Annotated in this window: 10 protein-coding genes; 5 read left to right on the forward strand and 5 right to left on the reverse strand. The window is 67.5% G+C overall.

The window, feature by feature from the left end:
- Positions 1 to 88 precede the first annotated feature (88 nt).
- The 4 genes from coaBC to WA983_RS06090 are packed head-to-tail and all read right to left on the reverse strand — an operon-like array spanning position 89 to position 5630.
- A complete protein-coding gene (gene coaBC / locus WA983_RS06075; protein ID WP_424248734.1) occupies positions 89 to 1282 on the reverse strand; it encodes a bifunctional phosphopantothenoylcysteine decarboxylase/phosphopantothenate--cysteine ligase CoaBC in 1194 nt (397 codons plus the stop codon).
- An 11-nt stretch (positions 1283 to 1293) separates the two neighbouring features.
- Positions 1294 to 1857 (reverse strand): signal peptidase II, encoded by a 564-nt coding sequence (gene lspA, locus WA983_RS06080; protein ID WP_424311738.1) that lies wholly within the window; start codon positions 1855 to 1857, stop codon positions 1294 to 1296.
- Positions 1850 to 4675, reverse strand: a complete 2826-nt coding sequence (gene ileS, locus WA983_RS06085; RefSeq protein WP_424250600.1) for an isoleucine--tRNA ligase — start codon at positions 4673 to 4675, stop codon at positions 1850 to 1852. Before ileS ends, lspA begins: the two co-directional genes overlap by 8 nt.
- Positions 4665 to 5630, reverse strand: a complete 966-nt coding sequence (locus WA983_RS06090; RefSeq protein ID WP_424250598.1) for a bifunctional riboflavin kinase/FAD synthetase — start codon at positions 5628 to 5630, stop codon at positions 4665 to 4667. Before WA983_RS06090 ends, ileS begins: the two co-directional genes overlap by 11 nt.
- Positions 5631 to 5713: 83 nt before the next feature.
- Between WA983_RS06090 and purN the strand changes: the two genes are divergently transcribed.
- The 5 genes from purN (at position 5714) to WA983_RS06115 (ending at position 12210) form a co-directional block, all read left to right on the forward strand.
- Positions 5714 to 6403 (forward strand): phosphoribosylglycinamide formyltransferase, encoded by a 690-nt coding sequence (purN, locus tag WA983_RS06095; RefSeq protein ID WP_424250596.1) that lies wholly within the window; start codon positions 5714 to 5716, stop codon positions 6401 to 6403.
- A gap of 226 nt (positions 6404 to 6629) precedes the next feature.
- Complete coding sequence (locus WA983_RS06100) at positions 6630 to 7901, forward strand: RsmB/NOP family class I SAM-dependent RNA methyltransferase (protein ID WP_424311759.1); 1272 nt, start codon at positions 6630 to 6632, stop codon at positions 7899 to 7901.
- A 109-nt stretch (positions 7902 to 8010) separates the two neighbouring features.
- Complete coding sequence (locus WA983_RS06105; RefSeq protein ID WP_424248231.1) at positions 8011 to 9210, forward strand: DesA family fatty acid desaturase; 1200 nt, start codon at positions 8011 to 8013, stop codon at positions 9208 to 9210.
- 8 nt (positions 9211 to 9218) lie between these two features.
- A complete protein-coding gene (locus tag WA983_RS06110; protein ID WP_424248229.1) occupies positions 9219 to 11516 on the forward strand; it encodes a UvrD-helicase domain-containing protein in 2298 nt (765 codons plus the stop codon).
- A 124-nt stretch (positions 11517 to 11640) separates the two neighbouring features.
- Positions 11641 to 12210 (forward strand): sterol desaturase family protein, encoded by a 570-nt coding sequence (locus WA983_RS06115; protein ID WP_424248227.1) that lies wholly within the window; start codon positions 11641 to 11643, stop codon positions 12208 to 12210.
- A 33-nt stretch (positions 12211 to 12243) separates the two neighbouring features.
- Here WA983_RS06115 and WA983_RS06120 read toward each other — a convergent pair whose 3' ends face one another.
- Positions 12244 to 13020 (reverse strand): ABC transporter permease, encoded by a 777-nt coding sequence (locus WA983_RS06120; RefSeq protein WP_424248226.1) that lies wholly within the window; start codon positions 13018 to 13020, stop codon positions 12244 to 12246.
- Between the last annotated feature and the right edge of the window lie 22 nt (positions 13021 to 13042).

The raw sequence follows: 13042 nt of genomic DNA on the forward strand, positions 1-13042 counted from the left end.
GCCCCGGGAGGGCCGCGTGGTTTGTCGGATGAGGCCGGCGAATGGCGGCGATGCCGGTTGCCTGGCCGGTTTTCAGCCGTTCGGGTTTTCAGCCGGGCAGACGCCCGGCAATCCAGGTGATCAATTGGCGTGCGGCGTGCAGCTTGGGCTGGCGGGCCAGGGGATGGGCGCCTGCGTCGTCGAAGATCACCAGTGCGGTGTCTTCGGCGTCCATGGCGTCCTGGGCCAGATTGCCGATGATGGCGGGGATGCCCTTGCGTGCGCGCTTGGCCTGGGCGTGTTCGGCCAGGTGGTCGGTCTCGGCGGCAAAACCCACGCACCAGGGGCCGCCCGGCAGAGCGGCGACTGCGGCCAGAATGTCGGGGTTCTGGACGAAGTCCAATTGCGGCGGTTGGCCGCCGGGCTGTTTTTTGAGTTTGATCGCCGAAGGGTTGGCGATGCCCCAGTCGGCGACGGCCGCGACGGCGATGAACAGGTCGGCCGTGCCGGCGTGCGCCATCACGGCGGCATGCATGTCGGCGGCGCTGCGTACGGCGATGCGCTCGACGCCGTCCGGGCAGGGCAGCGCGACGGGGCCGGACACCAGGGTGACTTCGGCACCGGCCTCGGCTGCTGCGCGGGCCAGGGCATAGCCCATGCGGCCGGACGAGCGGTTCGTCAGCACGCGCACCGGGTCGATGGTTTCGCTGGTGGGGCCGGCGGTGAGCAGCACTCGGCGGCCCGCCAGCACCTTGGGCTGGAAGAAGGCGATCAGGGCGCGCAGGATCTGGTCGGGTTCCATCATGCGGCCCGAGCCGGTCTCGCCGCACGCTTGGGGGCCCGCGTCCGGGCCGATCAGCGCGACGCCGTCGGCGCGCAACTGCGCCGCGTTGCGCTGGGTGGCCGGGTGTGTCCACATTTCGTGATTCATGGCGGGGGCGACCAGCAGCGGCACGGCGCCGCGCGCCACGCACAAGGTGGTCAGCAGATCGTCGGCCAGGCCGTGGGCGGTGCGGGCCAGGAAATCGGTACTGGCCGGCGCCACCAGGACCGCGTCGGCGCCGCGCGTCAGATTGATGTGCGCCATGCGGTTGTCCATGCGTTCGTCCCAGGCGTCCACCCAGACGGGGCGGCCGGACAGGGCTTGCAGGGTGGCCGGCGTGATGAAGCGGGTGGCGGCCTCGGTCATCACCACGTCCACCGTGGCGCCCTGGTCTTGCATGCGGCGCAGCAGTTCGGCCGATTTGTAGCAGGCGATGCCGCCCGTCAGCCCCAGGATGATGCGTTTGCCCGACAGGTCCATGGGGGCCTCCTTCAGGATGGGCGCGCGCGGCGGGCGCGCAGGATTTCGTCCAGGATCAAGAGTGCGGCCCCGCAGGTGATGGCCACGTCGGCCAGATTGAAGGCCGGAAAATACCAGTCGCGCCAGTAGAACAGCAGGAAGTCCACGACGTGGCCGTGCAGCAGGCGGTCGATGGCATTGCCCAGGGCACCACCCAGGATGCTGGCCAGGGCCGCGCAGAGCAGGCGATCCGTGGCGTGGGTATAGAGCCAGCGCAGGATCAGGACCGCTGCGACTGCGGCGATGCCGGTGAACAGCCAGCGCTGAGCGCCGCCGCCATCGGCCAGGAAGCTGAAGGCCGCGCCGGTGTTGTACAGCAGGGTCAGGTCAAAGACGGGCAGCACGGGGATGCGCTGCGCGTAGCCCAGCGCGCCCGACACCCAGACCTTGGTCGCCTGGTCCAGCAGCACCAGCACCAGCGCCCAGGCCAGCCAGGCGGCCAACGGCCGCAGGCGGGATGCGCGCAGCCCGGCTGACGCGTCTGCCGGACTTGCGCCCGGCAGACGGGGGTTCTGGTCCGGCGCCGGATCAGGCATGGGCGCGGGCTTCGCCATCGCCGTACAGATTGTCTACGCAGCGACCGCACAGTTCCGGGTGTGCCGGATCCCGTCCGACGTCGGCGCGGTGGTGCCAGCAGCGGCCGCACTTGGCGTGCGTCGTCGCCTGCACCGTGGTGTGCAGGTCGCCGTCGCCCGCCACGGCCTGGGCCGCCGAGGTGATGAAGACGAACTTCAGGTCGTCTTCCAGCGAGTGCAGCAGAGCCAGGTCTTCGGGTTGGGCCGCCACGGTCACTTCGGCCTGCAGCGAGGCACCGACCTTGCCTTCGGCGCGCACGGTCTCGATGTCCTTGTTGACCTGATCGCGGATCTCGCGGATGCGCGTCCATTTGGCCAGCAGCGCCTCGTCTCCCTCGGGCAGAGTGGTGAAGGTTTCCAGGAAGATGCTGTCGCTGTGGCCGATCAGCTTCCAGGCTTCCTCGGCCGTGAACGACAGGAACGGGGCCATCCAGCGCAGCAGCGCGTGGGTGATCTGGTGCAGTGCGGTCTGGGCGCTGCGGCGCGCCAGGCTTTTGGGGGCCGTGGTATAGAGGCGGTCCTTCAGCACGTCCAGGTAGAAGCCGCCCAGGTCCTCGGAGCAGAACAGTTGCAGCCTGGCGACCACGGGATGGAATTCATAGACCTGATAGTGGCCGAGGATTTCCTGTTGCAACTGGGCCGTGCGCGCCAGGGCGTAGCGGTCGATCTCCAGCAGGTCTTCGTAGGCCACGGCGTCCGTCGCCGCGTCGAAATCGCTGGTGTTGGCCAGCAGGAAGCGCAGCGTGTTGCGGATGCGGCGGTAGCCGTCCACCACGCGAGCCAGGATCTTGTCGTCGATGCCCAGGTCGCCCGAATAGTCGGTCGAGGCCACCCACAGGCGGATGATCTCGGCGCCCATCTTGCCGCTGACTTCCTGCGGCGCCACCGTATTGCCCAGCGACTTGCTCATCTTCTTGCCCTGGCCGTCCACGGTGAAGCCGTGGGTGAGCAGCCCGCGATAGGGCGCGCGGCCGAAGATGGCTGAAGCCAGCAACAAGGAACTGTGGAACCAGCCGCGGTGCTGGTCATGGCCCTCGAGGTACAGGTCGGCCTCGGGGCCGCTGTCGTGGTGCATGGCCGGATGCGAGCCGCGCATCACGTGCCAGAAGGTGGAGCCGGAATCGAACCAGACCTCCAGGATGTCGGTGCTCTTGGTGTAGTGCTTCGCGTCCTCGGCGCCCAGGATGTCCTCGGCCGTCACACGGCTCCAGGCTTCCACGCCGCCCTGTTCGACCATGTCGGCCGCCTGGTCGATGATCTCCATCGTGCGCGGGTGCAGTTCGCCCGTGTCCACGTGCAGGAAGAACGGGATGGGCACGCCCCAACTGCGCTGGCGCGAGATGCACCAGTCGGGCCGCCCCGCGATCATGTCGCGCAGGCGGATTTTGCCGTTTTCAGGGTAGAAACTGGTCTGCTCGATGGCTTCGAGCGCGATCTGGCGCAGCGTCTTGGCGGGTTTCTGGGCCGGGTCGGTGAACACGCCTTCACCCTCGTCCATGCGAACGAACCACTGCGCGGCGGCGCGGTAGATCACCGGCGTCTTGTGGCGCCAGCAGTGCGGGTAGCTGTGAGTGAGGGTCGTGGTGTCCAGCAGACGGTCTGCAGCCTTCAGGGTGTCGAGGATGACGGGCACCGCCTTCCAGATGTGCTGGCCGCCGAACAGCGGCAGGTCGTCCGCGTACACGCCCTGGCCCTGCACCGGGTTGAGGATGTCTTCGTACGCCAGGCCGTTGGTCAGGCAGGAATTGAAGTCGTCCAGGCCATAGGCGGGCGACGAGTGCACGATACCCGTGCCGTCCTCGGCCGTGGCGTAGTCGGCCAGGTAGACGGGCGAGATGCGGTCGTAGCCCTTGTCCACGTGCGCCAGCGGGTGCTTGAAGGGCATGTGGTCCAGCTTTTCACCCAGGGTCGTGGCAATGACATGGCCCTGCAGTTTCCAGCGTTCGAGGCACTTGTCGACCAGCGCCGAGGCGACGATGAGCAGGCCGCGCTCGGTATCGACCAGACTGTACTCGAGGGCCGGGTTGACGTTGAGCGCCTGGTTGGCGGGGATGGTCCAGGCCGTGGTCGTCCAGATGACGATGAAGGCCTGCTTGTCGAGCGTGTTCAGGCCGAAGGCGGCAGCAAGCCGGTCAGGCTCGGCGGCGGGGAACATCACGTCCAGCGTCTGGCTTTTCTTGTCGGCGTATTCGATCTCGAATTCAGCCAGCGACGAGGCGCAGTCGAAGCACCAGTACACGGGCTTGAGGCCACGATAGACGAAACCGCGCTGCATCACCTTCTTGAGCGCGCGCAGTTCCAGCGCCTCGTTGGCGTGGTTCATGGTCTTGTAGGGGTGATCCCAGTCGCCCAGCACGCCCAGGCGCTTGAAGTCCACCATTTGCTGCGCGATCTGTTCGGTGGCGAAGGCGCGGCTCCTGGCCTGCATCTCGTCACGCGGCAGGTTGCGGCCATGCAGCTTTTCGATGGCGTTCTCGATCGGCAGGCCGTGGCAGTCCCAGCCCGGCACGTACACCGCGTCGAAGCCTTCGAGCTGGCGGCTTTTGACGATCATGTCCTTGAGGATCTTGTTGACTGCGTGGCCGATGTGGATCTTGCCGTTGGCGTAGGGCGGGCCATCGTGCAGGATGAACAGCGGCGCACCTTCGCGGGCGTCGCGCAGCCGCTTGTACAGACCTTTTTCCTCCCACTCCTTGATCCAGCCCGGTTCGCGCTTGGGCAGATCGCCGCGCATGGGGAAGGGGGATTCAGGCAGGTTCAGGGTGTCTCTATAGTCCATGGGAGGCAAAATAGTCACGAGCGCCTTGCGCATCCTGGCGGATGGCGGCGGTCAGGGTGGTCAGGTCGGGAAAGGATTCCTCGTCGCGCAGGAATTCGAGGAATTCGACGCACACCAGTTTACCGTAGGCGTCCACCCGTCGATCGAGGATGTGCGTCTCCAGCAACAGCGCGCCGTCACGGGTGATCGTAGGGCGTACGCCCAGGCTGGCGACGCCCGGCAGCGGCTGCGCGTCCAGCCCGTGCACGCGCACCACGTAGATGCCGGAGCGGGCCGCACAGGGTTCGGGCACGCGCAGGTTCAGGGTCGGAAAACCCAGGTCGCGGCCCAGCTTGCGGCCGTGGATGACGTGCCCGCCGATGCAGTAGGGCGCGCCCAGCAGCTCGCTGCTGCGTTCCAGATTGCCCACCGCCAGGACGGTGCGCAGCGCGGAACTGGAAATGCGCTGGCCCTGCTCGTCGGCCACGTCGGCCAGGGTCTGCACCTGGTAGCCGTGTTCGCGCCCCATGCGGCGCAGCAGATCGATGTCGCCGCTGCGCTTGTGGCCGTAGCGGAAGTCTTCGCCGACCAGCAGCCAGCGGGTGTTCAGGCCCTGGACCAGCAGGTGACGGATGAAGTCCTCGGCGGCCATGTCGGCCAGGTGCTGGTCGAAGCGCTGGATCACGATCTGCCGCATGCCCTGCTCGGCCAGCAGGGCGACCTTGTCGCGCAGGCTGCTGATCTGCGTGGGGACCAGTTCCGGGCGCTGCCCCTTGTGGGCGAAGAAGGCGCGCGGGTGGGGGGCGAAGGTCATCACCGTGGGCACGAGCCCGAGGACGCCGGCCTGTTCCCGGACCTGGGCGAGGATGGCCTGATGGCCCCGGTGCACGCCATCGAAATTGCCGATGGTCACGGCGCTGGGGGCCGTGGAATCGTGCCGGGGCAGGTGGCGATAGAGGCGAAGTTCGGTATTCACAGGCGAGAGTTTACAATTTTACGTTTATGCCCAAAGCGTTCGCTGGGCGGACCACAGCTTTTAATCCGTTGGAGACCCTGCGCATGCCGCATTCCCCCGACCGGCCGATCCGGGTGGCCATCCTGATTTCGGGTCGCGGCTCGAACATGCAGGCGCTGGCCGAGACCGTCGCGGCCGAAGGCCTGCCCGTCGATATCTGTACCGTGCTGTCCAACCGTGCCGATGCGGCGGGGCTGGACTGGGCGCGTGCGCGCGGCCTGCCTGCCGAAGTCCTGGCGCATCGCGATTTTGCCAGCCGCGAGGCCTTTGACGCCGCCTTGCAGGCGCGGCTGGACGCTCTGGCGCCCGACTACATTCTGCTGGCCGGCTTCATGCGGGTGCTGGGCGCCGATTTCGTGCATCATTTCGACGGCCGCATCGTCAATATCCATCCTTCGCTGCTGCCGGCCTTTCCCGGTCTGCATACCCACGAACAGGCCCTGGCCCAGGGCGTGCAATGGCACGGCTGCACCGTCCATTTCGTCACGCCGGTGCTGGACCATGGGCCGATCATCGCCCAGGGCGCCATTCCGGTGCAGGTCGATGACACCCCCGACACGCTGGCAGCACGGCTGCTGCCGGTCGAACATCAGGTCTACACCCAGACCCTGCGCTGGTTGGCGCAGGGCCGCGTGCGGCTGGGAGCCGACGGTCGGGTCGCGGTCGCGGACGTGCCGCACCGGGCCTGGGCCGGCACGACGCTTTTCCAAGAGGAACATCATGAGCAGGAATGACACGCGGGACGGTTCCCGTTCCCGACCGCGGGGCCGCACGGCCGTCGCAGAAGACGGCCGCCGTGCCGCGCCGACGGATCGCCCCCGTCATGGGCGGGGCGGTCAGTCCGCGCGCGGCGGAGAGGCCCGGGCGCCTCGGGGCAAGGACACGGGCCGCAGTGCCGCGTCCACCGAGTCCGCGCGGCCCTACGTCATGGCGGCGGCGCGCATCGAGCAGGTGCGCCAGGTGCTGGGTGAAGTCCTGCAATGGAAATATCCGGCCGACGCCGTGCTGTCGCACTGGTTCCGCGCCCACACCAACGCCGGGCTGCGCGATCGGGGCGAAATCGCCGAAGCCGTATTCGACGTACTGCGCCATCTGCGGCGCTACCGCCAGTTTGCCGAAATCGGCGCAGGCTCGGGCACGCGGCGCCTGGCGGTGCTGGGCCTGGCGTCGGTCTGGCCGCGCGAGACCCTGGACACCGGCCTGGAAGAGCCCGAGCGCGCCTGGCTGGATCACGTCCTGTCCTTGTCCGCCGCCGGCTTGCCTCGGGCGGTGCGTCACAGCGTGCCGGATTGGCTGGACGAGCGTCTGACGGATCTGCCGGATGCCGAATCCCTGCTTCAGGCCCTGAATGCGGTCGCGCCCCTGGACCTGCGGATCAACCCGCTCAAGGCCGAGCGCGAGGCCCTGCTGGCCGCCTGGGCGGCCGGCCCCGAGGCCCGCTGGGCGGCGCAGCCGACGCCGTATTCCCCCTGGGGCATCCGCATCCAGGGACGCCCGCCCGTCAACCGCTGGCGCGCCTTCGAGCGCGGCGAAATCGAAGTCCAGGACGAGGGCAGTCAGTTGCTGGCGGCGCTGGTGGGGCCCAAGCGCGGCGAGATGGTCATCGACTACTGCGCCGGGGCGGGGGGCAAGACCCTGCTGCTGGGCGCCCTGATGCGTTCTACCGGCCGGCTGTACGCGTTTGACGTATCGGCCGCCCGCCTGGCCCGGGCCAAGCCGCGCTTTGCCCGCAGCGGCCTGTCCAACATCGTGCCGGTAGTGATTGCAGAGCGCAATGACCAGCGCGTCAAGCGGCTGCGCGGCAAGGCCCACCGCGTGCTGGTGGACGCGCCGTGCAGCGGCCTGGGTACGCTGCGCCGCAATCCCGATCTGAAATGGCGTCAGCACCCCGAGTCGCTGGACCAGTTGCGCGAGACCCAGGCAGCGATCCTGCGCGATGCGGCCGCCTGCGTGATGCCGGGTGGGCGGCTGGTGTATGCCAGTTGCAGCATCCTGCCGGAGGAAAACGAGCGGCAGGTCGAGGCTTTCCTGGCTGAACATCCGGAATTTTCCCTGCTGGATGCCAGCGCCGTGCTGGCTGACCGCAACATCGAACTGGCCCTGGAGGGGCCCTTCCTGAAGCTGCGACCCGACGTGCACGGCACCGATGGTTTTTTTGCCGCCGTGATGCAGCGCGCCAAGGCCGAGCGGCCGGCGCCCGACATGCCCGCCGAAACCGACGATCCCGCCTGAGCCTCGCCCGGGAGGAGCGCCCGTGTCGGGGTTGTCCCCCTGACGCGGGCAAACCGTGTGGGCTACACTGAGAATATCTTCAGTATCACGCGGGCCCGGCCCGGACACGATGAATACCTGGCTCTCCTTTCTGCAGGGCGGCATGCTGAACCTGGGCCCCTGGGCCCTGGTCGGCGTGACCCTGGCGCTGACTCACGTCACCATCGCGGCGGTGACCCTGTACCTGCACCGCAGCCAGGCGCACCGGGGGGTGGACTTGCACCCCGTCGTGGCGCATTTCTTCCGCTTTTGGCTGTGGCTGACCACCGGCATGGTGACCCGCGAATGGGTCGCCATCCACCGCAAGCACCACGCCAAGTGCGAACGAGAAGGCGATCCGCATTCGCCCGCCGTGTTCGGCCTGGCTCAGGTCTTCTTCCGGGGGGCCGAGCTCTACCGCGACGAGGCCCGCAACGCCGAAACCCTGGCACGCTACGGCCATGGCACGCCCGACGATTGGATCGAACGCACGCTGTACAGTCACAATCTGCTGGGTATCAGCCTGATGCTGATCGTGGATCTGGCCCTGTTCGGTGTCATCGGCCTCACGGTCTGGGCGGTGCAGATGGCCTGGATTCCGTTCTGGGCGGCCGGCGTGGTCAACGGTCTGGGCCATGCCTGGGGCTATCGCAATTTTGCCTGCCCGGACGACAGCACCAATGTCGTGCCCTGGGGCCTGCTGATCGGCGGGGAAGAGCTGCACAACAACCATCATGCCTACGGGACCTCGGCGAAATTCTCCTCGCGCTGGTACGAGTTCGACCTGGGCTGGGCCTACATCCGCGTCCTGCAGGCGCTGGGCCTGGCCAAGGTGCGCCGGGTCGCGCCCCGTCTGCGGCTGCGCACGCCGGTTGCCGCCGATACGCTGGGGCCGGACCAGCTCCAGGGCATCATCGCCCACCGCTACGAAGTCCTGGCCCGGTATTCCGGGGTGATCAAGGCCGCTGTGGCGCACGAACTCAAGGCCTTGAAACTGCGCCAGCGGCGCGGTGAACGCCTGTTGCTGCGGCGCTGCCGCAAATGGCTGGTACGCGACGCCGCCGCGCTGGCGCCCGGGGAGCAGGCCCAGGTGGACCGTGCCCTGTCGCTGGCGCCCGCGCTCTCGACCCTGGTGCAGATGCGCCGCGAATTGACCGCGCTATGGGAATCCTCCAGCGCCAGTAGTGAACAATTGCTGACCGACCTGCGCGCCTGGTGCCAGCGCGCCCAGGCCAGCGGCATCGTAGGCCTGGAAGAATTCGCCTTGCGGCTGGGGCGTTACGCGGCATGATGGATGGGATGTTGGAAGGCCTGAACCCGGAGCAGCGGGCCGCCGTCACTTTGCCGGCGGAACATGCGCTGGTGCTGGCCGGCGCCGGCAGCGGCAAGACCCGCGTCCTGACCACCCGCATGGCCTGGCTGATCCAGTCCGGGCAGGTCAGCCCCCACGGTCTGCTGGCCGTCACCTTTACCAACAAGGCCGCGCGGGAAATGCTGACGCGCCTGTCGGCGCTGCTGCCCATCAATACCCGGGGCATGTGGGTCGGGACATTCCATGGTCTGTGCAACCGCTTGCTGCGCGCGCATCACCGCGAGGCCGGGCTGCCGCAGACCTTTCAGATCCTGGACAGTGCCGACCAGCTCTCGGCCATCAAGCGCATGCTGAAGGCCGCCGGCATCGACGACGAACGCTTTCCGCCGCGCGACGTACAGCGCATGATCGGCAGCGCCAAGGAAGACGGCCTGCGGCCCCATGACCTGGACGCGCGCGACCCGCACGCCAGGCGGCTGGCTGATCTGTATCAGCGCTACCAGGACCAGTGCGAACGCGAGGGCGTGGTCGATTTCGGCGAATTGCTGCTGCGCGCCTACGAATTGCTGCAGCGCGAGGCGCCGATCCGAGAACACTATCAGCGCCGTTTTCAGCAGATTCTGGTCGACGAATTCCAGGACACCAACGTCCTGCAGTACCGCTGGCTGATGCTGCTGGCCGGCGCGCACACGCCAGTGTTCGCGGTGGGTGACGACGACCAGTCCATCTACGCCTTTCGTGGTGCCAACGTCGGCAATATGGCCGACTTCGAACAGCGCCACGCCCAGGGACGTGTCATCCGTCTGGAACAGAACTACCGTTCGCACGGTCATATTCTGGACTCGGCCAACGCCCTGATTACGCACAATACGCGCCGCCTGGGCAAAAACCTGTGGACCGATGCGGGCGAGGGTGAACCCCTGCGCGTGGTCGAGCAGGCATCCGACGCAATGGAAGCCCAGTGGCTGGTGGACGAGATCCGCGCCCAGATCCGCGAAGGCCGTCCGGCCCACGAGATCGCCATCCTGTACCGCAGTAACGCCCAGTCGCGCCCGATCGAACATGCCCTGTTCTCGGCCCGGGTGCCGTACCGGGTCTACGGCGGCCAGCGCTTCTTCGAGCGCCAGGAGGTCAAGCACGTCCTGGCCTATCTGCGCCTGATCGACAATCCGAACGACGACACGTCCTGGATGCGGGTGGTGAACTTCCCCACGCGCGGGATCGGCGCGCGTACCCTGGAACAGCAGGCCGACATGGCGGCGCAACAGGGCACCAGCCTGGCCGGGGCGGTCGCCTTCGTGCCGGGCAAGGCAGGCGCCAGCCTGGCCCGTTTCGCCACCCTGATCCGAGAACTGGCCGAGGAGGCCCGCACGCTGGACCTGCCCGAACTGATCGGCCATGTGGTGCATCACAGCGGTCTCGAAGCCCATTACCGAGCCGATCGTGAAGGCCAGGATCGCCTGGAAAACTTGCAGGAACTGGTCAATGCCGCCGCTGCTTTCGTGGCCGAGGAAGGCTTCCAGGGCTTGCCCTCCGGCCGGATTCCCGAGGGTGCGGCCATCGCGGCTTCGGCGGCTGCCGATCCCGGTCTGGCGTTTGGCGACGGCGTGGAGCCTTCGCCTGTCGTGATGTCGCCTCTGGGTGCCTTCCTCAGTCACGCCTCGCTTGAAGCAGGCGACAATCAGGCGCAGGCGGGCGAGGATGCCGTGCAGCTCATGACAGTGCACGCGGCCAAGGGCCTGGAATTCGATGCGGTGTTCATCACCGGGCTGGAAGAAGGCCTGTTCCCTCATGAGAACAGCCTGCTGGACCCGGGGGGGCTGGAAGAAGAGCGTCGCCTGATGTACGTGGCCATTACGCGGGCGCGCGAGCGCCTGACGCTGACCCTGGCACAAAGCCGCATGCTGCATGGCCAGACGCGTTACGGCCTGCGCTCGCGCTTCCTGGACGAGATCCCGGAAGAACACCTGAAATGGATCACCCCGCGCCAGCGTCCCGCTGCCGACCCGCCGCCCTGGAGCGGCGCCTTCCGACGCGGCCTGGGGGGCTTGCGGGATGAGGGCAGCAGCTTCGCGCCACGCGCGCCGCGCACGCAGGCGGCGGGCGTCACCGTGGGCGAGCAATCCTTCCGGATCGGCACGGGGGTGCGCCATGGCCGCTTCGGCGAAGGCACCGTGGTGGCCTTGAGCGGCAGCGGCACCGAGGCCCAGGCACGGATCGAGTTTCGCGATGCCGGTACCAAGACCCTGGCCTTGGGTGTAGCGAAGCTGGACGTCCTGGACTGAACCCGAAACCCGAGTGATCGTGCGGCTGCCGGCGGTGCGGCTGACCCCGGCGGAATGTCAGGCACTAGGGAAATCCCCAGGGCGAGGTCTATACTGACCGTAGTGCTTCGACTGCGGATGGGCCATGGGATCGTTCAAATTCGAGCAGCACCCCGCGATGTATTTTGCGGACTTCGTGCTGTATCCACTGGTGATCGTGGGTGGAGCGATCCTGCTGACCGAGTACGGATCCGGCTCGATCGGCGTGTTGTTGGCCGCCGCAGCCTTGGGGTTTCTGTCCTGGAGCCTCGTCGAATATGCGCTGCACCGCTTCGTGCTGCATGGTTTGCCGCCGTTCAAAAGCTGGCACGAAACGCATCACGAACGACCTTTCGCGTTGATCGGCTCGTCTACGCCGGTCAGCATGACGGCGTTTGCCGTGCTGGTGTTCTGGCCTCTGTCCGCCGTTGTCGGAACATGGATCGCCCTGGCGGCGACGCTGGGCATGACCGCCGGCTATCTGCTGTACGTGGTCGTCCATCACGCCACCCACCACTGGCGGGCACGGCCGGATTCCTGGATGCAGGCCCGCAAGCGCGACCATGCCCGGCACCATCGGCCGGGCGCCGAAGGCTGGTACGGCGTCACTACCCCGTTCTGGGATCGTGTGTTCGGGACGGATGAATCTGCCGGCGAGTCCGCCGGCAGATCGTAATCACATCGTCAGGGCGTGATCAGTGACCAACGATCAGCGCCCCCGCCCCCAGCGCCGGTGCAGCCGCTGTGCGGTCGCATCCAGCAGGAAACCCAGTGCGCCGATCAGCACGATCACGGCCATCAGTTCTGAATAGGCCAGTCGGTCGCGGGTGTCCAGGATGAAATAGCCCAGGCCGGAACTGACGCCCAGCATCTCGCAGGGCACCAGAATGATCCAGACGATGCCGATGGCCAGGCGCAGCCCGGTCAGCATGTGGCCCAGAGAGCCGGGAATCACGATCTTCCAGAGGATTTCCCGGCGCGTGGCGCTCAGGCTGCGCGCCAGCATCAGCCAGCGCGCGTCCAGTTGTCGCACGCCCGCGCTGGTGTTCAGGATGATGGGCCAGACGGCGGCGAAGCTGAGCAGAAAGTAGATGGGGGCGTCGCCGATGCCGAACAGCATCACGGCGACCGGCATCCAGGACAGGGGCGAGACCATGCGCAGGAACTGGAAAGCACCGCTGGTGGCCAGTTCCAGTTTTTGCGAGGCGCCGATGGCCAGTCCCAGGGGGATACCGAAGACCATTGCCCAGAACAGGCCCACGGCCACGCGCCGCAGGCTGACCAGGGTGTGCGCCGTCAACTGGTTGTCCAGGACCAGGTGAGCCAGGCTGGGCAGGGCCTTCAGCGGCGAGAACAGACCGGCCATGGCCGTGTCTTCGCCGATCAGACCGATGCCGGCGGCCCAGAGCAGCAGCAGGATCAGCAGACCGCCCAGGCTCAGGGCCAGGCGGCTGGGGGCGGGCAGTGGTGCGGTGCGTGTTTTCATGATCGGGGGATCTCGTGCGGCG

It is taken from the genome of Castellaniella sp., from assembly GCF_049650445.1.
In the GTDB taxonomy this organism is placed as follows: domain Bacteria; phylum Pseudomonadota; class Gammaproteobacteria; order Burkholderiales; family Burkholderiaceae_B; genus Castellaniella.

Excerpts from the sequence above, each read along its gene's own strand:
- coaBC (WP_424248734.1), bottom strand. The coding sequence starts at position 1,282 with ATGGACCTGTCGGGCAAACGCATCATCCTGGGGCTGACGGGCGGCATC.
- lspA (WP_424311738.1), bottom strand. The coding sequence starts at position 1,857 with ATGCCTGATCCGGCGCCGGACCAGAACCCCCGTCTGCCGGGCGCAAGT.
- ileS (WP_424250600.1), bottom strand. The coding sequence starts at position 4,675 with ATGGACTATAGAGACACCCTGAACCTGCCTGAATCCCCCTTCCCCATG.
- purN (WP_424250596.1), top strand. The coding sequence starts at position 5,714 with ATGCCGCATTCCCCCGACCGGCCGATCCGGGTGGCCATCCTGATTTCG.
- WA983_RS06105 (WP_424248231.1), top strand. The coding sequence starts at position 8,011 with ATGAATACCTGGCTCTCCTTTCTGCAGGGCGGCATGCTGAACCTGGGC.
- WA983_RS06110 (WP_424248229.1), top strand. The coding sequence starts at position 9,219 with ATGTTGGAAGGCCTGAACCCGGAGCAGCGGGCCGCCGTCACTTTGCCG.
- WA983_RS06115 (WP_424248227.1), top strand. The coding sequence starts at position 11,641 with ATGGGATCGTTCAAATTCGAGCAGCACCCCGCGATGTATTTTGCGGAC.
- WA983_RS06120 (WP_424248226.1), bottom strand. The coding sequence starts at position 13,020 with ATGAAAACACGCACCGCACCACTGCCCGCCCCCAGCCGCCTGGCCCTG.